Source organism: Brachybacterium epidermidis (assembly GCF_015209585.1).
Classification (GTDB): Bacteria; Actinomycetota; Actinomycetes; order Actinomycetales; family Dermabacteraceae; genus Brachybacterium; species Brachybacterium epidermidis.
This window is the reverse complement of record NZ_JADEYR010000006.1, coordinates 83,485-102,097: the sequence shown is the minus strand read 5'-3', so window position 1 is coordinate 102,097 and position 18,613 is coordinate 83,485. Positions and strand designations below refer to the sequence as shown.

Genomic DNA, 18,613 nt, shown 5'->3' with positions numbered 1-18,613 from the left:
CCGAATGTCGGTACGGGCCTAACAGGAAGGTATACCGCGGCAGGCCGCCGGTCCCGACGACCGTGGTGAGCGCGGGCCAGGCGTTGCCGCACGGCGGTGACCATGTCGTTCCCGAGCTTGACGAGGTGGAACTTGTCGACCGAGACCGCAGCGCGGGGCAGGTAGGTCCGCAGTGCTTTGCGGAACGCGGCCGAGGGATCGATCGCGACGATCTCGATCCGCTCCCGCCAGTCCTCAGAGCGCTGGGCAAGCCAGTCACCGACGGCGGTGGAGTCCCGGCCGTCGACGACGCCGAGGACCTGTCCGGTGGTCAGGTCGACCAGGGTCGTCATCCATGGCTCGAACCGTCTCCAGGCACCTTCATCGGTGCGGAACCAGCGCACCGACCGGTAGCGGTGCTCATCGATGCCCAGGCGCGTCACTCGCACGTCCTCGGCGGCGGGGAGGACCACTGCGGCCGCCGCCAGCGCGGACTGGACCAGCCACCACGAGACGCCATGGGCCCGGGCGACCTCGGAGGCAGCCCGGCCCGAGGTGAGCACCGCGGAGACGACCTGATCCCGCAGCCGGGTCGTCGAACGCGCACGGTAAGGGACCTGATCGGTGGCTTCCCAGAACGTGCGCCGGGCGCAGACCAGCTCGAGGCAGAACCAGCGCCGCTTGGCCCACACCACCTCCACCGCCCCGGCCACGGGGACGTCGCGCACCTTCTGGGACCGGCGGGAGTGGACCTTGGTCGCGAGCACCCGCACGACGGACATCCAGGCGGGAGGGTCGAGGCGACCACCACCCGCCGGCCACCATCGGGCAGGTCGATCGCGTCGATGACGCGGTAGTCGGGCAGGTTGAAGATCGTGCTCGCAGCATCTCGTTGCGAACCAGCATTCTCGTGCACAGGCTCGTGGTCCTCTGGGATGTGGATGTCTAGACAACACCCATCACAGCAGGACCACGGGCCGTTCTACGCCAGCGACGCGACGCTCTCCTTCACCACGAACCTTGAAGAGCCGGTTTGATCACTCGGTGAAACCGCGGACCTCTTCGAGCGAGCTCACTTCTGGCTGCACACCGGATCCTGGGAGCGCTTCGACTTGGTCATCTGAGACCTCGTAAACCCCTTCGACCGGATTCACCAGATCATAATCGCCATCCCCGAAATCGTTCAGAAGGAGTAGGACTTCGGGCGAGGCGGCTTCTTCGATGAATGTGGTGCTCTCCTCAATGTAAGTCACACCCTCGCTTGTTCCGCCCACTTGGGAAACCTCGACGGAATCGCCAACCTCGACATCCCCCGAAATCACCTCGGAAACCTTAATGGTTGTCACCGTAGTCACAACTCCCATTTCTTTAAGATCCTCGTCAGAAACGGCGACTCCAGACTGCGGATTCTCCAACCCCGTCCCGGAGTCATCAACCTCTGGATACTCGATCAATTCGCGAGATGACTCGACTGTGCCGACAAGGACGACGTCCGCCGCCTCGAGTGCGGCTTCGGTGCTTCCGTACTCGGGATAGTCCGCTGACACGTACACGACCGACTCGCTCGACGGGCCCTCAGCAGTTGACTGACCGGCACACGCGGCTCCAAGTAGCACCACCGCTGAGGCGGTGCTAAGAATAGTTAGTGCGCGACGGGTATTCATTAGTAGATCCTCTTCACTTCGGATACGTCATACGACTGAGGACCGATTGCCGTTGATCGGTTCCGGGAATGCTTCATCAAAGAAGACTTCGAGGTATTAGGGTTGTCTTTCAGGCTGAGCGCATGGCCCAGCTCGTGTGCGGACGTGCTTGCAATCCACTTTGACATATTGCCACCTGAGGCAGCCTGGAGTGAGCGGACGTTCACCTGGATTGTGAAAGTACGTGAATTATTCCTCGGCCCCTTCGAGGTGTACAATCCGTACCACGAGCTGGAGTATCGCGCAGCCGTCATGGTGTTCTTCGCGGAGTTCGACTTACCAAACGTCACGCCCGAGAGTGCGTTCCACCGAAAGCGTGCATTGTTGAACTGGTTGACGTACGTCGAGTTGATTCCAACGTACTTTACGGAATTCTTCTTAGAAGGCATGCCTCCGGCGAAATAGTCGGCGTTGGCTGCCGAGGCGCCACCAATTGTGAATGCGAGTACGCACATTATAGCGACAATCTTGGACAGAAATCGTTTGCGTGACGATTCAATCTTCCGGATGTGTGTTTCCATGCGCCCCCCTGGTCTCGGTAAGGGGAAGCTATCGTCTCGCGCGCGAAGCGACGAGGTCTGTGACCAGACTGTGACAATCGAGTGCTCTGCGCTGACGCACACCAGCGCCTCGCTCCTGAGTGTCACAATGGGGCATACCCCAGCGCTACACCCCGGCCAGTTGATCCCACGGTTCCCATTAGGGTCCTGAACCCGCCTTCTGCGAGACATCTGTCTCGCTCGCCGAGCAGACCACCCCAGTGGCACAGCTCGGTCGCCCGCCAGCGACGCTGCTAGCACCGATGAACGGCGCCTCCCTGGGTGAGCCGGGCTCACCCCACCATCATCTCCGCCACGAACGGCCACACCAGCAGCAGCACACCGATCCCGGCACCGATCAGGTCCGGCCAGCGCAGGGGGCTGGGCAGGGCCCAGGTGCGGGTGGTGGCGGTTGCGAAGCCGCGGGCGTCCATGGCCAGTGCCTGCTGCTCCGCGCCCCGCAGCGCATCGACCAGCAGGGCGAGGGTGGCACCGGTCAGCAGCCGCGGCGAGGCGGGGGAGCCTGTGCCCCGCAGCACGCGCGCCTGGGTGATGATCTGCCACTGGCGGCCCAGGTGGCCGGCTCGCACCAGGCCCGCCACGGAGGCTGCGATGGGCCGGGCCGGCAGGCGCAGCCGTCCACCGAGCGCATCCCCCAGGGCCGTAGCGTCCACCGCGCCCAGCGCCAGCACCCCGGGGGCGACGAAGGCGGTGATGCGGGCGGCCTCCTTCGCGCCCAGCAGCCACGCCTCGGTGGACAGTGACGGTGCGTCGCCCAGGAACGCGGTGGTCCAGGCCAGTCCTGCTGCGGACAGCAGGATCGGCGCCAGGCGCAGCAGACCACCGCCCAGGGTGCGCATCGCCAGCGGTGCCAGCAGCACCGTGGGCACCAGGGCCAGCAACCCACCCTGCCAGGTGTCCACGGCGAAGGAGCCGATCGCGGCGAGGATCCCGATCAGACACAGCACCAGAGGGTTCAGGGCGTCGGCCGGGATCCAGCGGGTGCGGGGCACGGGACCGATCCGGCGATCCGGGGAGGGGTCGGAGCCGGCCGGTGGGACCGGTGGCGCATCCCCGCCTGCTCCGTCTGCGAGGTCCAGGCGCGCATCGGCCCGCTGCATCAGCACTGGATCATGGGTGGCGGCCAGGACGGCACGGCCCTCGGCGCGTGCCTGCTCCAGCAGCTCCAGCACCGCCCGGCGGCGCTGCGCGTCCAGACCCACGGTGGGCTCGTCCAGCACCAGCAGATCCGGCTGCTGGGCGAGGGCCGCGATGATCGCCAGGCGCCGCTGCTCGCCACCGGAGAGCGTGTACGGATTCGCCTCGGCCAGCTCCGCGAGCCCGGCCCGCGTGAGCAGCTGCTCGGCGAGTGCCTCGTCGGTGGCCCAGGGGGAGGCGGTGACCTCCTGCCTCACGGTGGGCGCCACGAAGGAGTGCTCCGGGTTCTGCGGCACCGAGGCGATCCTCTCCCTCGACGGCAGCGCCAGCCGCCCCGCAGCCGGCTTCGCCATTCCCAGCACCACCTGCAGCAGGGTGGTCTTCCCGGCACCGCTCGGGCCGGTCAGGACAGTGATGGTGCCGGCCTGCAGCTCCAGATCCACCCCGCGCAACAGGGGCGGCTCGGACCGTCGCCGCCGGGACCCTGGCCGGTGCACGTCGACCCCGGCCAGGCTCGCGACCACCGGGCCCGGTCCATCAGCCGACCGGCGATCGACCGTGCTGGTCTCCACCGCGATCCCGGCCTCGACCAGCAGGTGAGGGCGTGCGGCCAGCAGCTCGTCAGGGTCCCCGTCGGCCAGGACCGTGGCGCGTTCGCCGAGCACGATCAGCCGGTCCACATGGGGCAGCCACGCCTCGAGCCGGTGATCGGCCACCACCAGGGTGCGGCCCGCGGCGACTTCGAGCACCGCCTCGCGCACGGCCTCAGCCGTGGGACCGTCGAGCATGCTGGTCGGCTCGTCCAGCAGCAGCACGTCCGGCTCCAGCGCCAGGGCGCCGGCCAGGGCGATGCGCTGCTGCTGGCCGCCCGAGGTGGCCAGCGGCTCCCTGCTCGAGGGCACGTCCACGCGGGCGGCGTCGAGGGCCTCGACGGCGCGCTCGTGGATCTCCGGGCGGGGCAGGGCCGCGTTCTCCGGGCCGAAGGCGGCGTCCCGGCCCACCGTGGCGGCCACCAGGGCATGGGCGGGGTTCTGCAGCAGCAGGCCGCGCTCACCTGGCCGCGAGGGCGGTGCGGCCTGCCCCTCGAGATCGCCGGCCTGCTCGTCGAGCAGACCGGCCAGGGCGCGCAGCACGGTGGACTTCCCACTGCCGCTGGCCCCGGCTAACAGCACCTTCTGGCCCGCGGGGATCTCCAGGTCCAGGCCGTCCACGGTGCGGTGGCGGCGCGAGAGCGGCCGCCACCGCAGTCCGTGCAGCGACAGGGACGTCACGCGATCACGTCGAGGACACCGGCTGCCGGTCGCGCCCGGCGGGCATCGCATCCAGCGCGCCGGTGGCGCCCAGTGCGCGGGTGGCGACCCAGCCCAGCAGGCCGCACAGCACCGCCCCGGAAAGCAGGAAGAACGCCAGCATCATGAAGGAGAACGACCAGCTCATCTCCATGTAGTAGGCGAACTTCTCGTAGCCCCACTCCAGCACGGCCGCGAGCACGCCGCCCAGGATGGCGACGGGCAGGGTGAAGCGGCGGTAGCGGGTCAGCAGGAAGGCGAGCTCCACGCCGCCGCCCTGCATCAGGCCGGAGATCGCGGTGCCCCAGCCCCACTGGCTGCCCAGCAGCATCGACAGCACTGCAGCGATCATCTCCGCCCCGAGGGCCGCACCGGGCTTGCGCACGATCAGAGCGGCCAGCATCGCCGGCAGGAACCAGATCCCGGCCAGCAGGCCCTCGGCGGGCTTGAAGGCCGTCGTCAGCGGCCCGATCAGGGGGTACAGCTGGCCGTACCCCAGGAACGCCACCCCGAAGGCGACCCCGATGACCACCGTGACCAGCAGGTCCACCGTGCGGTAGCGGGTGGTGTGTGAACGGTTCATCTCCACTCCTTCCATGGCTGGAAGGGGCGCGCGAGGACGGATCAGCCGTCCGGCGCGGAAATCCCGACTCCCTACGCCGGTATGAACCGGATCAGGTTCGAGGGTCTGCGCCCTGCGGCGCACTCTCAGCACCCCGTTGGTGCTCCCCTGTCAGCAGATGACCAGCGGACAGTCTAGCGTCTGGCGCGGATCGCCTGCTCCACGGCCTCGGCGGTGGCGATCGGATCGGTGGGGGAGAACAGGTAGTCGGACTCGCCGCGACCCACGATCTCCACCATGGTGCCGGCGCGGGTCACCAGGATCCGGCTGCGGCGCTGCACATCGACGGTGGTGAAGATCTTCCCGCGGCCCACCGGTCGCAGGTCCGCCGGGCGTGCGGCCATCACCCGGCCGCGCCGCCAGCCGTACCCGCCCACCGTCACGCCGATGGTGGAGGGCGGGATCTCCCGCAGCTGCACGGTGCGGAAGTCCTGCAGCGGCCACGGCGGCCGGGGCCAGAACCCGCCCAGGCTCACCGCCACCCCGTGCTCGTCCACGATGAACCGTGTCCACTGGCACATCCAGGTCCACAGCGCCAGGCCCGCGAACACGATCGCTGCGCTCACCAGCAGCACGGGGGCCAGGGGCTGGGGCCGGGTGGCCATCACCACCACCAGCACCACCCCGGCCAGCAGCGTGACCGCGATCCTGGTCCAGCCCACGGAGCCGGGCCGGGTGGTGCCGACGTAGAACGGGGCGTCAGGCCTGGGCATCAGCTCACCAGATCGTCACGCGCTGCTGCGGCGCGCGGTACATCGCATCGCCCTCGCGCACGTCGAAGGCCTCGTAGAAGTCGTCCATGTGGCCAGCCGTGATGTTGCAGCGGAACTCCGCGGGGGAGTGCGGGTCCACCGCGAGGCGACGGATCGCCTCCTGCAGGCGGTTCTTGCCCCGCCACACGGTGGCCCAGGACAGGAACACCCGCTGGATCCCGGTCCAGCCGTCCAGCACAGGTGCTTCGCCTCCGTCCTTTGCGACGCGAGCGCGGTATGCCTTCAGCGCGATGCCCAGACCGCCCAGGTCGCCGATGTTCCCACCGATGGTGAGGGCACCGTTGACGGTGTGCTGGTCGTCCAGCTCACGGGGGGACAGCTCGGAGAACTGCGAGATCAGCACGGTGGTGCGGTCCTCGAAGGCGGCGCGGTCCTCCGCGGTCCACCACGAGGCGAGGTTGCCGTCACCGTCGTACTTGGAGCCCTGATCATCGAAGCCGTGGCCGATCTCGTGGCCGATCACCGCGCCGATGCCGCCGAAGTTCACGGCGTCGTCGGCCTCGGCATCGAAGAACGGCGGCTGCAGGATCGCGGCCGGGAACACGATCTCGTTGCGGCCGGGGTTGTAGTAGGCGTTGACCGTCTGCGGGGTCATGTGCCACTCGTCCTCGTCGATCGGACCGCCCACCTTGGCGTACTCGAAGGCGGCGTCGAAGCGGCGGGAGGCGCGCACGGTCGCCACCAGGTCCCCCTCGGTGATCTCCAGGCCCTCGTAGGAGCGCCAGGTGTCCGGGTAGCCGATCTTCGGGGTGAACTTCGCAAGCTTCACCAGGGCCCTCTCGCGGGTGGCCGGGGACATCCACTCCAGGGTGGAGATCGACTCGCGGTAGGCCTCCAGCAGGGAGTCCACCAGCTCGTTCATGCGCTCCTTGTGGGAGGGCGGGAAGTGGCGGGCCACGTACTCCTTGCCCACCGAGAAGCCCACCGTGCCCTCCACGAAGGCCACGCCCCGCTTCCAGCGCTCACGCAGCTCCTCCGCGCCGCTGAGGACGCGGCCGGTGAAGTCGAAGTCCTCGTCGACGAAGGCGGAGGCCAGGTACGGGGCGTACGCACTGACCGCCCGCACCGCGAGCCAGGCCCGCAGCACCGCGAGATCCTCACCGGCCAGCAGCTCGGCGGCGGCCTGCACGAACTCGGGCTGGCTGACCGAGACCACGTCGAAGGCGTCGGCCGGGGCCCCGGTGCCCTCGAGGTAGGCGTCCCAGGGGAAAGCGGGGGCCAGCTCGCGGCGCTGCTCTGCATCCATGGGATTGTTCGACTTCTCGCGGTCGCGCACCCGCACCACGTCCACGTGGCAGGCCGCCAGGCGGGTCTCGAAGTCCAGCACGATCCGGGCCAGCTCGGCGGCATCGCCCGAGGGCAGCCCCTCGCGGCCCGGCAGGCCCGCCAGCTCCGCCAGCGCCGACAGGTGCTCGACGTAGGCGGCGCGCACGTCGGCGTAGCGGTCCTCGCGGTAGTAGGACTCGTCCGGCAGGCCAAGCCCGCCCTGGTGCAGCTTCACCTGGTAGCGGGTGGAGTCGCGGTCGTCGGTCCACACGTAGGCCAGCAGCGCGCTGGTGCCCGAGTCCGGGGCGGCCATGGTGCGCACCACCTGCTGAAGGTCAGCAGCCGAGGTGATCTGCTCCAGCAGGCCCTCCAGCGGGGCCGCTCCGGCCTGATCGATGGCCACGGTGTCCATGAACATCCGGTACAGCGCGCCGATGCGGCCGTGCTCGCTGTCGGCGGGGGCGTCCTCATCGGCCGCGGCCTCCTCGATGATCTCCCGCACGCGCTCCTCGGACAGGTCCCGCAGGGCGTGGAAGGCGCCGTCGCTGGAGCGATCCGCCGGGATCACGTGGGACTTCAGCCAGGCCCCGTTGACGTGGCCGAACAGGTCGTCCTGGATGCGGATGCCCTCATCGACGTGAGCGAGGTCCAGGCCGGAGGGCAGGGAATGCTCGGGGGCGGCAGAGGTCATATCGGATGTCTCCTCGAGGATCGGATGAGGGAGCTTCACAGCGCGGTCAGACCCAGGACCGCCGGGCCCAGGGTGAGCAGGCCGATGATGAAGGGCGCGTAGGCCCGGGGGGAGCGCAGGCGCGCGGCGGGGGGGCGGCGCTGCAGCACCAGGGTGGCCAGGCCCGAGCCGATGGACAGCACGGCCGTGCCCACCACCATCACCGGAGCCAGGATCACCAGGACGGTCGCACCGAGCTGGAACAGCACCGTGCCCAGCACGTCCAGCAGGCGCATGAGCACCGTCGAGCGAGGCGTGACGCGCTCGCTCAGCAAGGTGGCCACGGCCTGCTTCGACCACTCCGAGGGCCGGGAGATGCGCAAGCGGGTGGAGACCGTCTGTGCGGTGGCCGGGGCCGGCCACACCAGGGCCGCGCCTGCCCCCAGCCACACGCCCAGCTCGGAGCGGGCGTCGTCCGGCCACAGCAGCAGCGCCAGCAGCACGGCGGCCACGCGCAGGGCCTCCTCGGCGGCGGAGCGCACCGCCATCAGCCCGGGGTTCACCGCCAGGCGCGGCTTGGTGCGGGCCACGAACAGGCTGGTGGCCACCAGCACCAGCAGCTGCGCGGCACCGAGCACGAGACCGAGCGCCAGCACCAGGATGCTGGAGGGGCCAGCGGCAGGATCGCCAGCAGCAGCACCAGCCCGAGCGCGGGCAGCACCAGCGCCAGGACCGACAGCCCGCGCACGAGATCGCGCACCACGTCGGCCCCGGTGGGAGGATGGTCGTGGCCGGTGTGGTCGTGCGGGTCTGCACAGCCGTGATCGGCCGCCTGCGGGGTCGCGGTCATGGAGCTCCTTCGGGTCCCCACCAGGGTAGCCGTCCGGAGGGTCCGCGACCGGAGCCCGACGTGTCACCATGGCGACATGTCACGATGACGGTGACGATCCGCGGATCCGCGGATCGGCGCGCACAGGGATCACACGGATCCACACAGATCGGAGAGCACGATGGCACCAGGGGCGGGGCTCGACGCCGCGCAGCGCTCCCGCGCCATCGGCTCCGTGGTGGCCGCCGCCACCGGTGACGCGCTCGGCGCCCCCTACGAGTTCCTCGCCCCCATCCCGGACTCCGAGGACGTGGAGATGCTGGGCGGCGGCGTGCTGGGCTGGCAGGAGGGCGAATGGACCGACGACACCGCGATGGCGATCGTGGTGCTCGAGGCGGCCGCCGCCATCTCGGGCCTGCACGACCTGCGCCTGGAGGCCGCCCAGGACCAGATCGCCCGCGAGTGGTACTCGTGGTCGCTGGGCACCCCGGACATCGGGGGCCTGACCTCCACGGTGGTGCGACGCGCCGTGGACCGCGCCCTGGCCGACGGCCACTTCGCGCCGCGTGCGGCGGACTTCCGGGCCGCCGCCCTCAGCGCCCACGAGGAACTGCCCCGCATCGCCGGCAATGGCTCCCTGATGCGCACCCACGCCGCCGTGATGCCGTACCTGCTGCACTCCGAGGACGACGCCGCCGCGGGGATCGACGCCGTGTGCCGTCTCACCCACGTGCACCCCGATGTCACCGAGGCCTGCATGCTGTGGGGCCTCGCGGTGCGGCATGCCGTGCTCACCGGGGAGATCGACGTGCGGGTGGGCCTGGGCCGGCTCAGCGCGGAGCGCGCCGCCCTGTGGCGCACCCGGATCGAGGAGGCCGAGGCCGCCACCCCCGCCACCTTCCGCCGCAACGGCTGGGTGGTGGGTGCCTTCCAGGCCTCGTGGTCGGCGATCTCGGCCACCCTGCCGCTGCCGGGTGGGAAGTTCGCCCGGCGCGAGGCGCTGGTGCAGAGCCTCGAGAGCGCCGTGCGCGCCGGCTACGACACCGATACGGTCGCCTGCATCACCGGTGCGCTGATGGGCGCGGCCGTCGGCGCCAAGGCGGTGCCGCCGGAATGGCGCCGGCAGCTGTTCGGCTGGCCCGGCTACGAGGTGGACGAACTCATCGCCCTGGTGGAGCGGGTGATCCCCGCGGAGCATGCGATCCCTGCGGAGCATGCGATCCCTGCGGAGCACGCGAGTCCCGGGCAGCACGTGACCCCGCCCGAGCGCCCGACGGAAAGGACCCCCTGATGGACCTGCGGATCTGCTCCTGGAACCTGTGGGAGCTGCGCGGTGACCTGCCCGCCCTCATCGAGGCCACCCGCGACCTCGCCCCGGACGTGCTGCTGGTGCAGGAGGCGCCGCGCTTCGTGCTGCCCACCACGCGTCTGCGCTGGTTCGCCCGCCAGGTGGGGATGGAGATCCTGGTGGGCGGCCTGGGTGGGAGGGGCCTGGCGATCCTGGCCACCGAGGACGTGGCCTCCCGCGTGATCCGCCGCGGCGCCCACCCCGTCGCCCAGCAGCTCAGCGACCTGAACTCCACCTACCCCCGCGGCGTGGCCGCGGCACGCATCTCGGTGCCGGGCGGGGCAGCGGTGGTGGTCTCCTCGATCCACTTCGCCCTGCAGCAGGACAACCGCATGAGCCACGCCGAGCACGTGAAGGCCCTGGTCAGCTCCGCCGGTGCCCCCGTGATCGTGGGCGGGGACCTGAATGAGACGGCCGATGGGCCCGCCCGCCGACTGCTGGATGCCCTGGTGCAGGACCCTGCCGGCACCGACCAGCACACCTTCCCCGCGTCTGGCCCGAAGCGCCGGATCGACGCGATCCTGATGAGCGAGGGGGTGCGGGTGCGGGACGCCCGCGCGGTGCGCGCCACCGACTCGGTCGACGAGGCCCGCCTTGCCGGTGCCTCCGACCACCTGCCCACGATCGTGGACGTCAGTCTCTGAGACCGAGACGAGCGCGCGGGACGGGCGCCGTCTACCGGGCTCGCGCTCAGCCCCGCAGCCCCGACCGCATCTCGATCACGTCGTCCTGCCCTCCGACATGGCGGATCAGCACCCTCTCACCGTCGCGTCCGCGCACCGTCAGCTGGGTGCGGTAGCAGCGCAGGGCGGCCTCCACCTGATCGGCGCATCCCGGCAGCTCCCGCCACACGAAGTCCGGATCCTCCGGCTCGCTCGCGAACTGGAGGAACGGTGTGCGGGTGCGTTCGGCGGCCGCGGCGGTGACGTGATGGGCGTGCACGTGATCCGGGTGCCCGTAGCTGCCGGCGTCGTCGTAGCCCAGCAGCACATCGGGTCGCAGCTGCTCGATCAGGGCCACCAGATCCCCGGTGGCCTCCTCCAGGGGACGCTTCGTGAAGCTCTCCGGGCCGGCGGTCTCCGCAGGGCCTGCCAGCCCCTCCCGGATCCAGCGCATGCCCGAGTCGCGGTACACGCGCGGCGACCCGCCCCCGGCGAGGGCCGGCGGCGTGCCCAGCATGTGCCGGGACTCGATGCCCAGCTGCGCGCACGCCCCGTCGATCTCCTGGGCCCGGATCTGATCCAGCGGTCGGCCATCGCCCTCGGGGGTGCTGCCCGGCACCACCTCGCCCTCCTCCCCGCGGGTGGCGGTCACCAGCACCACCCGGGTGCCGGAGCGGGCCAGGGTGGCCAGCAGGGCCCCGGTGGCCAGGGACTCGTCGTCAGGGTGAGCGTGGACGGCCAGCACGATGCGGGCCTGCTCCAGCAGGGACCAGGGATCGGTGCTCACAGCATCTCCTCGGGTTTCGGATGTGCTCAGGCGGGCGCGCCACCGGGGCGCACCAGGCGGGCGTACTGCGCGGCGAGAACCTGCGCACTGGCCTCCCAGGTGCGGGACTCGGCGAACCGCCGCGCCTCCCGCGCTGCTGTGCCGTGGGCCTGCGGGTCCGACAGCAGGGACTGCACGGCCTCGGCCCAGACGTCAGGGTCGCGACTGGGCACCACGATCCCGGCCGGGGCGACGGCCTCCCGCACCCCGCCGGCCCCGGACCAGGCCGCGACCGGAGTGCCGCTGGCCTGCGCCTCGAGCGCCACCAGGCCGAAGGTCTCGGACCAGCTGGTCAGCAGCAGCAGATCGGCCTCGCGCATCAAGCGGGCCAGGTCCTCGCGGCTGCGGGGCCCGACGAACTCCACCCTGTGCGCGACCCCCAGCTCGTCGGCAGTGCTCTGCAGCTCGCCCAGGTAGTGGCGGAAGTCCTCGGAGACCCCGCCCGTGAGGATCAGGCGTGCTTCCAGGGCGGGATCCAGGCGGGCCAGCACCTCGATGGCCAGGTCGGGGGCCTTCAGCGGCTGCAGGCGGGCGGCGAACAGCAGGGTGCGCGGCTCGGGAGAGCGATCACCGGGGCGCGCGGTGCCCGTGCCGGGCACACGGACGGCACCTGGCGCACCGGGATGGAAGCCCACCACATCGACACCGGGGCGCACCACCGTGAGGCGCTCACCGGGCACGCCGTACCGCTCGGCGACCGTGCGGGCCTCCGCCTCGGAGACCGCCACCACCAGGTCCGAGCGCTGCGCCGCCAGGCGCTCCCCGGGGATGCGGCCGGAGGACTCGGCCGGCTCCCCGGCGTCAAGCTGCGCCGAGTCCTCGGGCGCGGCCACGGAGTGGAAGGACTGCAGGTGGGGGATCCCGAGCTCCCCGGCGAGAGGCAGGGCGGCCACGCCGCTGAACCAGTGGTGGGAATGGATCAGGTCCCAGGGAGCGTCGTCGGCGTCGGCCCGGTTCTCGCTCATGGCCCGGCGCAGCTGCGTGCGGAACGGATCGATCGCCTGCTCCATGTCGCTCTTGGCCAGCGGGGCCGGCGGCCCGGCGTCCAGGTGGTGCACCCGCACGCCGTCGGCCGCCTCGATGACGGCCGGTGCGCGGGGGTCCGAGCGACGGGTGAACACGTCCACCCGGTGGCCGGCCCGGGCCAGGGCGCGCGACTGCTCAAGGATCACCACGTTCATGCCCCCGGCATCATCACCTCCGGGCTCGGCGAACGGGGAGGTGTGCAGGGACACCGCGGCGATGCGCAGTGGGGCGTCGGGCATGGGGATCATCCTAAGGAGCGGTGATCCCTGCGACACCCGCCGTCCGTCGTCGGCGCCGGGTGTCGGCGCCGGCGCCGGTGTGGGCGTCGGCGCCGGTGTGGGCGCCTGGTGCCGCGTGAGCCGCACATCCCACGGGGTCGTGTTCGCCGGTGACGAAACATGACGCGGCCTGGGTCACGTGAAGTTGAAACATGCACGGCCATCCGTCAGCGTGAGAGACATGGAAACGGCCGAGAAGGTTGATTGGGCGACCTTGAACGCCCATGCGGCAGGGCGCCCTGCGCGCCGCCTGGTGTCCAAGGCGATCGCCGCGGCCGGTGGCGACCGCGCAGCCGGCGTGGTGCTGGACCTGGGGGCCGGCGCGGGAGCCGACTCCCTCCAGTTCGCCCGCCGCGGCTGGACCGTGCACGCCTATGACGCCGATGACACCATCGCATCACGCCTGGTGGAGAACGACCGGATGACCGGATCCGTGAACTTCCACCACACCGACATCACCGACGTGGAGGAGTTCCCCAGCGCACAGATCGTGTACTCGACGTACACGCTGGGCCTGCTGGGGGCTGACGGTCTGGCCACCACCTGGCCCAAGCTCGTCGATGCGCTGCCTCGCGGGGGCGTGATCGCGGTGGACTTCGTCGGGGTGAACGACTCCTGGGCGGACCGCCCCGACATCGCCACCCTCACCCTTGAGGAGATCGACGCGAAGTTCCGCGGCTTCCAGGTGATCGACCGCTCGGTCCGGGATGAGGACGGCCGGTTCCTCGCGGACAAGAAGCACTGGCACGTGATCACCACCCTGGCCCGCAAGCTCCGCTGAGAGCCGGGCCACCTCCGCGGGGTCCAGCTCAGGCGGCCTGCTCTCCGGGCACCAGCGCGCCCAGCCCCGCCGCCGCGCGGTCGCGCAACGCGAGTCGAGGGTCGACCATCGCGAGGTGGAGCATCGACGCTGGACCCAGCCGCCATGCCTGGCCGGCAGTGCGCAACCCAGCACGCAGGTGCGCAGCGCCGCCCCGACGTCGGGCGATGCGCGGATCGCCGCCGCCAGTGGTCGCCGGTGTGCCCGGCCAGCGGCGTGATGCCGAACAGCCAGCGACCGCCCCAGCTCTCGGAGACCTCCAGCGGTGCCTCCGGGGTCGTGCCCCGCAGGAGCGTCACCCCATGGCTGCGAGCCGCGCCGCCTTCGCCGATGAGTTCGACGTCGTGTCCGTCGCCGGCCAGGGCGATGGCGATGGTCAGGCCGGCCACGCCGGCGCCGAGGATGCGCACGGTGAGCTGGCGCTTCATGATGGGAATCCATCCGATGGGGCGTGGTGGCACGGTGCCGGTGAGGCGGGCACGGCGCTTGACCCTGACGCGACGTCAGGCAGGAAGGTGGGGCCATGACCGAGAAGCAGCAGCCGCTCACCGTGGGCCGTGTGGCCCAGCTGGTGGGCGTCAGCGTGCGCACCCTCCACCACTGGGACTCGATCGCCTTGGTGCGACCGAGCGCGCGCAGCTGGTCGGACTACCGGCTGTACGACGCGGAGGACATCGCCCGCATCCACCGGGTGCTGGTGTACCGCGAGATCGGTCTGCCGCTCGCCGAGATCGCCAGGATCCTTGATGATCCCGAGGTGGATCCCCGCGAGCACCTGCATCGCCAGCGGTCGCTCCTGGCGGAGCGCATCGGCCGGCTCCAGAAGGCGGCCCGTGCCGTCGACGAGATGATCGAGAGGACCACCCCCATGAACGACACCCCGAGCAGTGCCGGCCCGATCAGCGGTGACCCGCGCACCCCAGCCGAGGACCGGAGCATCACCCTGAGCCCGCAGGAGCAGAGCCGGATCTTCGGCACCGACTGGGATCCGGCCTGGCAGGACGAGGCACGCGAGCGGTGGGGCGATACCGAGCAGTGGCAGCAGTCCGTGCAGCGCACGCGAGGCTTCACCGCCGCGGACTGGACGCGCGTGGCTGAGGAGACCGCCGCGCTGGAGACCGACCTCGCCGAGGCGATGAACCGTGGCGTGGAGCCCGGGAGCGAGGAGGCGAACGCGCTCGCCGAGCGACACCGTGCCTCGATCTCGCAGCACTACGACTGCACTGCGTCGATGCATGTGGTGCTGGGCCGCATGTACACCGAGGACGAGCGCTTCACGGCGCACTACGACCGCAGGTCCGAGGGGCTCGCTGCGTGGCTGCGCGAGGTGATCGAGGCTGCGGCCCGAGCACACGGTGTGGATCCAGAGACCGCGGGCTGGGAGTGACCCCGGCAGGACTGCTCGACGCCCGGTGACCCTCGCGTCACCGGGCGTCGATGCGTAGCGTGGACATCGCACCGCCGCCCACCCCCGGGCCGCCCCGATGGAGGGACTCGCCATGAAGCTGCGCTGGTACACCCTGGTGATCGACTGCCTCGACATCCACGCCCAGGCCCGCTGGTGGGCGCAGGTGCTCGACGGCGAGATCGTCTATGAGGACGACGAGGAAGTGTGCGTGATTCCTGGCGGCCTGCCCGATGGGTACGACGTCGAGGCGCCGATCCCGGCCGAGAGGTGGCATCGGCAGTCCCCGGGCCTGGTGTTCGTGCCCGTTCCCGAAGGCAAGCAGGTCAAGAACCGCCTGCACATCGATCTGGCCGCGCATGTGGACGACGACCGGGAGGCGCAGATCCAGCGACTGCTGGGCCTGGGGGCGACCCGGGTCGACGTGGGACAGGACGACGAGCAGGTCACCTGGACGGTGCTCGCCGACCCGGAGGGCAACGAGTTCTGCGTGCTGTCCTCGCGGGATCGATAGCGAGGCGAGAGAACCGTGAGAGCCCCCGCGAGAGGGAGGCGAGAGGAAGGCGAGAGGAAGGCGAGAGGCCAATCGGCGAGAGGGGGCCGAGAGGCCAACCGGGGAGAGAGCGGCGAGAGGTCAGGCCTGCTCGAGGATCTGCTTGAGCTCCGCGAGATCCTCCGCCACAGCCTCTGCATCCGTTGCGAACTCCTCGTCGGCCATGGTTCCGCGGTGCAGCGTGAAGACGACCTCGCTGCGCTGCTCGTCGAGGGGGATCACGCGCATAGGATTGAGCGTGGACTCGCCGGAGGGCAGGGTCACTGAATGATCGAGGACGCCGTAGGGGTTCTCCGGGACGAAGCTGATGAGGACCCGGCCCATGGGGGTGTTCATGGACCACTGCTCGACCTCGTGCTGCACATCCGTACCGCCCAGACCGGAGGCCCAGCGCGGCAGGTTCTTCGGGTCGCGTGCGAAGTCATAGACCTCGTTGGCGGGACGGTCGATGATCGCGGTGACATGTCGGGTCTCGCTCATGCGGTGACCGTAGCAGGTGCCAGTGACGGGTGGCCGTGGGGCCGACCGAGGATTCGTCCGTCCGCAGCGAGCTCGTCGAGTGCGCGCAGGACGGCCCTGACGATGCCCGTCGCCGTGCTGGAGTCGGTGATCCTCACACGGCCGGGCAGGTGGGAGCCGCAGGGCGCGACCACGACCCAGCGCGGATCGCCGCGCCGTCGCATGCGGCCGATCTCGATGGTGCCGCCGCCGGGAAGCCCGATCGTCAGGGCGCCGCTGGGGCCTTCGTGGACCCGGTGGGCGAGTGCGGGGCGAGCGTTGATCAGCAGCCGGCGGATGGCGTCGCGCTGCGCCGTGAGCGTTGAGCGGTCATGCAGATCGGCCGTCCGGTCATGCAGATCGGCCGTTGGGTCATGCAGTTCGGTCGTCGGGTCATGCAGGTGGGTCGTGGGGGACATCGCTCCTCCTGGGGGTCGGTGCACTGCTGACCTTGCGTTGGCGACGCTACGGGCGGGGTGTGACGAACGAAGCGGACGCACGGATCAGCCGCCGCCGGCACTATCGACGATGTCGCGCTCGCCTGGCACCGGACCCGGCTGGTGGCCTGGCGCATCTGCCACCCTCAGCACTGGGCCGTCGGACGGCTCGGGTGGACGTGGGGATTCCGAGTGCGGGGTGGGGGAGCTGCCCCGTGCCCTGTGGGGGCTGCGCCAGCTGATGTGCGGTGGCGAGCCCGGCGGACTGGAGGTGAGATCCCAGGTGCCGTGCTCCTTGAGGTAGTTGCATCGGGCGCACAGCCCCTGGCCGTTGTCGTAGCTGGTGGGCCCGCCCGCGGCCGCCGGAATGATGTGGTCGAGGTGGCGGATGCGGGCGTTGCACCACGGGGTGCGACAGGTCTCGTCGCGCCAGCGGATCATCCGCTTCAGACCGACGGGGAATGCCCGGGCGGTGGATTCCATGGCGACTAGCTCCCCGGTGGAGGGATGGGTGTAAAGGCGGCGGAACACGGCACTCACGTCGATGTCCGGGTGCTCCGGGACGGGGAGGAGTTCTCCAGGTCGTCCAGATCTCCCCAGCTCTCCTCTCCTGGCGGAGCGGTGGTGGCAGGAGTGCCGTCGTCATAGCCGGGGTCGGACCGGGCGCCGGGACCGCCGTCGGGGGCGGGGTCGTCGTTGTCGGGGCCGTCGTTGTCGGAGCCGTCGTCGGCGCTGCTCCGCCCCGGGTGGATGGTGCCCGGGGGCGACCCATTGATCGTGTCGAGGAGGATGTGGGCGGGTACCGGGCCATAGCCCTCGATACGCGCGACCTCGGCTTCGTCCTCACCGCACAGCAGGGCACGGTCCGTGATCACGATGCCCACGTCGAGCCGGATCCGAGAGGTGCTTGTCTGGGCGCCGGAGGACTGATTGCGGGGTGATACCCCGGCTGACGTGAGTTGTTCGGTGCCGTCGGATGCCTCCTGGCGCGTGAGCGGGGCGCCGAGGATGCTGGAGACCAGGTGGTCTGCCTGAAGTGCCTGGTGGGGGACGCAACTGCCGGCGTTCCGCTGAGATTCAGCTGACGTGGTCAGAACCTTCATCACGGCGGCGGCATCAAGCGCTCGCAGAGTCGCACTGATGCGTGCCATGCCGTCGGCCAGGGGGTGCATCGTGACGTTCCGTGCGCGGGCTGCGCGCTCCGCGCGGGCGCGGGATTCGGAGGGATCCACCTTCTGAGCGAGCTCGCGCACGAGCTGGGATGCCCTCCGTGTCCCCAAGCCGTCCAGACGGTGGTGGTTCTCGGCAATCCAGCCGTCCACCTCGGCGCAGGTGGCTGGTGCGGCACCGTCCAGAGTGCGTGAGATGGACTGGGCGGTCTGCTCGGTGATGCGGCCCGTCGCGAGATGGTCGAGGGTAGCCGGCATGTGCGTGACGAGACGGCGGGCAGAGCTCAGCGACAGCGACGAGGCGTGCGGAGAGACGCGGCGAGCCATCGCCAGTTCGCTCGAGGTGCCGTGGCCCTGGTTCTTCTCCGGCACGTTGCGGGCGGCATCTGCGGCGCGGATCCGCTGCTCAGCAGTGACCTGCCAGATGGCATCCATGGCCGCGAGGCTGGAGCGGATCTGCTCGATGCCCGCCACCACCGCCAGCGCCTCCTCGGCAGAATCCGCTGTGGTGCGCACGACCGGATCCACCACTGCGTGGGTGCTCGTGAATGCGACGAGCGCATGGGAGAGGATCTGTGCGAGAACGTCGCGAGCCGCTCCACCCGCCGGAATGGCGACCGCGTGCTCCACGGCCCTTGTGAGCGCATCACGAATCACCGGCTCGGGGCCGGGATTCGATTCGCCCTGGGGCGTGCGCGAGGTATCCATGGCATCCATTCAAGGCATCCGCACTGACAAACGAAGCGCATCTGACGGTGGGGAT

The 18,613-nt window shown here is 70.5% G+C and carries 20 protein-coding genes, 1 pseudogene and 1 riboswitch; of the genes and pseudogenes, 7 read left to right on the top strand and 14 right to left on the bottom strand.

All coding sequences use genetic code 11. The features are described 5' to 3' along the window. Positions 1-44: 44 nt before the first annotated feature. A pseudogene (locus IOE58_RS07730) lies at positions 45-895 on the bottom strand (transposase); the annotation flags it as partial. Between the two features lie 121 nt (positions 896-1,016). Next, positions 1,017-1,643 (bottom strand): type 2 periplasmic-binding domain-containing protein, encoded by a 627-nt coding sequence (locus IOE58_RS07725; protein WP_193865828.1) that lies wholly within the window; start codon positions 1,641-1,643, stop codon positions 1,017-1,019. 144 nt (positions 1,644-1,787) lie between these two features. On the opposite strand from IOE58_RS07725, the gene IOE58_RS07720 reads away from it, so the two are divergent. Beyond that, on the top strand, positions 1,788-2,087 hold the full coding sequence (locus IOE58_RS07720; RefSeq protein ID WP_193865827.1) for a hypothetical protein: 300 nt from the start codon (positions 1,788-1,790) through the stop codon (positions 2,085-2,087). Between the two features lie 427 nt (positions 2,088-2,514). Here IOE58_RS07720 and IOE58_RS07715 read toward each other — a convergent pair whose 3' ends face one another. The 6 genes from IOE58_RS07715 to IOE58_RS14310 all read right to left on the bottom strand — a co-directional run bounded on the left by IOE58_RS07715 (position 2,515) and on the right by IOE58_RS14310 (position 8,849). Then, a complete protein-coding gene (locus tag IOE58_RS07715) occupies positions 2,515-4,650 on the bottom strand; it encodes an ATP-binding cassette domain-containing protein (protein ID WP_348981923.1) in 2,136 nt (711 codons plus the stop codon). A gap of 4 nt (positions 4,651-4,654) precedes the next feature. Then, the gene (locus tag IOE58_RS07710; protein WP_193865825.1) at positions 4,655-5,251 is read right to left on the bottom strand and encodes an ECF transporter S component; all 597 of its coding nucleotides are present in this window, start codon (positions 5,249-5,251) and stop codon (positions 4,655-4,657) included. A gap of 51 nt (positions 5,252-5,302) precedes the next feature. After that, a riboswitch (TPP riboswitch) is annotated at positions 5,303-5,410 on the bottom strand. A gap of 14 nt (positions 5,411-5,424) precedes the next feature. Next, entirely contained in the window at positions 5,425-6,003 is a 579-nt protein-coding gene (locus IOE58_RS07705) for a hypothetical protein (protein ID WP_193865824.1), read from the bottom strand. A gap of 4 nt (positions 6,004-6,007) precedes the next feature. Further along, the gene (locus IOE58_RS07700) at positions 6,008-8,020 is read right to left on the bottom strand and encodes a M13 family metallopeptidase (protein ID WP_193865823.1); all 2,013 of its coding nucleotides are present in this window, start codon (positions 8,018-8,020) and stop codon (positions 6,008-6,010) included. 35 nt (positions 8,021-8,055) lie between these two features. Then, a complete protein-coding gene (locus IOE58_RS07695) occupies positions 8,056-8,655 on the bottom strand; it encodes a hypothetical protein (RefSeq protein WP_228019279.1) in 600 nt (199 codons plus the stop codon). Next, positions 8,559-8,849 (bottom strand): hypothetical protein, encoded by a 291-nt coding sequence (locus IOE58_RS14310; RefSeq protein ID WP_228019277.1) that lies wholly within the window; start codon positions 8,847-8,849, stop codon positions 8,559-8,561. Before IOE58_RS14310 ends, IOE58_RS07695 begins: the two co-directional genes overlap by 97 nt. 160 nt (positions 8,850-9,009) lie before the next feature. Between IOE58_RS14310 and IOE58_RS07690 the strand changes: the two genes are divergently transcribed. Together IOE58_RS07690 and IOE58_RS07685 are read left to right on the top strand one after the other, a co-directional pair. Then, positions 9,010-10,119 (top strand): ADP-ribosylglycohydrolase family protein, encoded by a 1,110-nt coding sequence (locus IOE58_RS07690; protein WP_228019275.1) that lies wholly within the window; start codon positions 9,010-9,012, stop codon positions 10,117-10,119. After that, positions 10,119-10,820, top strand: a complete 702-nt coding sequence (locus IOE58_RS07685) for an endonuclease/exonuclease/phosphatase family protein (RefSeq protein WP_193865822.1) — start codon at positions 10,119-10,121, stop codon at positions 10,818-10,820. The genes IOE58_RS07690 and IOE58_RS07685 overlap by 1 nt, the downstream gene beginning before the upstream one ends. 46 nt (positions 10,821-10,866) lie before the next feature. Here the strand turns inward: IOE58_RS07685 and IOE58_RS07680 are convergent, their stop codons facing one another. Together IOE58_RS07680 and IOE58_RS07675 are read right to left on the bottom strand one after the other, a co-directional pair. Further along, positions 10,867-11,625: a PIG-L family deacetylase gene (locus IOE58_RS07680; protein ID WP_193865821.1), complete on the bottom strand. Its 759-nt coding sequence runs from the start codon at positions 11,623-11,625 to the stop codon at positions 10,867-10,869. Positions 11,626-11,651: 26 nt separating this feature from the next. Then, positions 11,652-12,929 carry a glycosyltransferase gene (locus IOE58_RS07675; RefSeq protein WP_228019273.1) on the bottom strand — a complete coding sequence of 426 codons (1,278 nt, stop codon included), beginning with the start codon at positions 12,927-12,929 and terminating at the stop codon, positions 11,652-11,654. A 220-nt stretch (positions 12,930-13,149) separates the two neighbouring features. On the opposite strand from IOE58_RS07675, the gene IOE58_RS07670 reads away from it, so the two are divergent. The 4 genes from IOE58_RS07670 to IOE58_RS07655 all read left to right on the top strand — a co-directional run bounded on the left by IOE58_RS07670 (position 13,150) and on the right by IOE58_RS07655 (position 15,707). Continuing rightward, positions 13,150-13,749 carry a class I SAM-dependent methyltransferase gene (locus IOE58_RS07670; protein WP_193865819.1) on the top strand — a complete coding sequence of 200 codons (600 nt, stop codon included), beginning with the start codon at positions 13,150-13,152 and terminating at the stop codon, positions 13,747-13,749. Between the two features lie 341 nt (positions 13,750-14,090). Further along, entirely contained in the window at positions 14,091-14,315 is a 225-nt protein-coding gene (locus tag IOE58_RS07665; RefSeq protein WP_193865818.1) for a hypothetical protein, read from the top strand. Next, entirely contained in the window at positions 14,312-15,175 is an 864-nt protein-coding gene (locus tag IOE58_RS07660; protein ID WP_193865817.1) for a MerR family transcriptional regulator, read from the top strand. The genes IOE58_RS07665 and IOE58_RS07660 overlap by 4 nt, the downstream gene beginning before the upstream one ends. Before the next feature lie 112 nt (positions 15,176-15,287). Continuing rightward, positions 15,288-15,707 (top strand): VOC family protein, encoded by a 420-nt coding sequence (locus tag IOE58_RS07655; protein WP_193865816.1) that lies wholly within the window; start codon positions 15,288-15,290, stop codon positions 15,705-15,707. A 120-nt stretch (positions 15,708-15,827) separates the two neighbouring features. On the opposite strand, the gene IOE58_RS07650 is transcribed toward IOE58_RS07655, so the two are convergent. The 4 genes from IOE58_RS07650 to IOE58_RS07635 all read right to left on the bottom strand — a co-directional run bounded on the left by IOE58_RS07650 (position 15,828) and on the right by IOE58_RS07635 (position 18,558). Beyond that, positions 15,828-16,226: an SRPBCC family protein gene (locus IOE58_RS07650; protein ID WP_193865815.1), complete on the bottom strand. Its 399-nt coding sequence runs from the start codon at positions 16,224-16,226 to the stop codon at positions 15,828-15,830. Beyond that, positions 16,223-16,663, bottom strand: coding sequence for a hypothetical protein (locus tag IOE58_RS07645; RefSeq protein WP_228019271.1), 441 nt, complete (start codon positions 16,661-16,663; stop codon positions 16,223-16,225). The genes IOE58_RS07650 and IOE58_RS07645 overlap by 4 nt, the downstream gene beginning before the upstream one ends. Before the next feature lie 84 nt (positions 16,664-16,747). After that, entirely contained in the window at positions 16,748-17,164 is a 417-nt protein-coding gene (locus tag IOE58_RS14855; protein ID WP_193865814.1) for an HNH endonuclease, read from the bottom strand. Between the two features lie 53 nt (positions 17,165-17,217). Next, entirely contained in the window at positions 17,218-18,558 is a 1,341-nt protein-coding gene (locus IOE58_RS07635) for a DUF222 domain-containing protein (RefSeq protein WP_193865813.1), read from the bottom strand. Positions 18,559-18,613 lie beyond the last annotated feature (55 nt).

Excerpts from the sequence above, each read along its gene's own strand:
- IOE58_RS07670 (WP_193865819.1), top strand. The coding sequence starts at position 13,150 with ATGGAAACGGCCGAGAAGGTTGATTGGGCGACCTTGAACGCCCATGCG.
- IOE58_RS07685 (WP_193865822.1), top strand. The coding sequence starts at position 10,119 with ATGGACCTGCGGATCTGCTCCTGGAACCTGTGGGAGCTGCGCGGTGAC.
- IOE58_RS07725 (WP_193865828.1), bottom strand. The coding sequence starts at position 1,643 with ATGAATACCCGTCGCGCACTAACTATTCTTAGCACCGCCTCAGCGGTG.
- IOE58_RS07665 (WP_193865818.1), top strand. The coding sequence starts at position 14,091 with ATGGCTGCGAGCCGCGCCGCCTTCGCCGATGAGTTCGACGTCGTGTCC.
- IOE58_RS07675 (WP_228019273.1), bottom strand. The coding sequence starts at position 12,929 with ATGCCCGACGCCCCACTGCGCATCGCCGCGGTGTCCCTGCACACCTCC.
- IOE58_RS07660 (WP_193865817.1), top strand. The coding sequence starts at position 14,312 with ATGACCGAGAAGCAGCAGCCGCTCACCGTGGGCCGTGTGGCCCAGCTG.
- IOE58_RS14310 (WP_228019277.1), bottom strand. The coding sequence starts at position 8,849 with ATGACCGCGACCCCGCAGGCGGCCGATCACGGCTGTGCAGACCCGCAC.
- IOE58_RS07650 (WP_193865815.1), bottom strand. The coding sequence starts at position 16,226 with ATGAGCGAGACCCGACATGTCACCGCGATCATCGACCGTCCCGCCAAC.
- IOE58_RS07635 (WP_193865813.1), bottom strand. The coding sequence starts at position 18,558 with ATGGATACCTCGCGCACGCCCCAGGGCGAATCGAATCCCGGCCCCGAG.
- IOE58_RS07710 (WP_193865825.1), bottom strand. The coding sequence starts at position 5,251 with ATGAACCGTTCACACACCACCCGCTACCGCACGGTGGACCTGCTGGTC.
- IOE58_RS14855 (WP_193865814.1), bottom strand. The coding sequence starts at position 17,164 with ATGGAATCCACCGCCCGGGCATTCCCCGTCGGTCTGAAGCGGATGATC.
- IOE58_RS07645 (WP_228019271.1), bottom strand. The coding sequence starts at position 16,663 with ATGTCCCCCACGACCCACCTGCATGACCCGACGACCGAACTGCATGAC.
- IOE58_RS07705 (WP_193865824.1), bottom strand. The coding sequence starts at position 6,003 with ATGCCCAGGCCTGACGCCCCGTTCTACGTCGGCACCACCCGGCCCGGC.
- IOE58_RS07700 (WP_193865823.1), bottom strand. The coding sequence starts at position 8,020 with ATGACCTCTGCCGCCCCCGAGCATTCCCTGCCCTCCGGCCTGGACCTC.
- IOE58_RS07690 (WP_228019275.1), top strand. The coding sequence starts at position 9,010 with ATGGCACCAGGGGCGGGGCTCGACGCCGCGCAGCGCTCCCGCGCCATC.
- IOE58_RS07655 (WP_193865816.1), top strand. The coding sequence starts at position 15,288 with ATGAAGCTGCGCTGGTACACCCTGGTGATCGACTGCCTCGACATCCAC.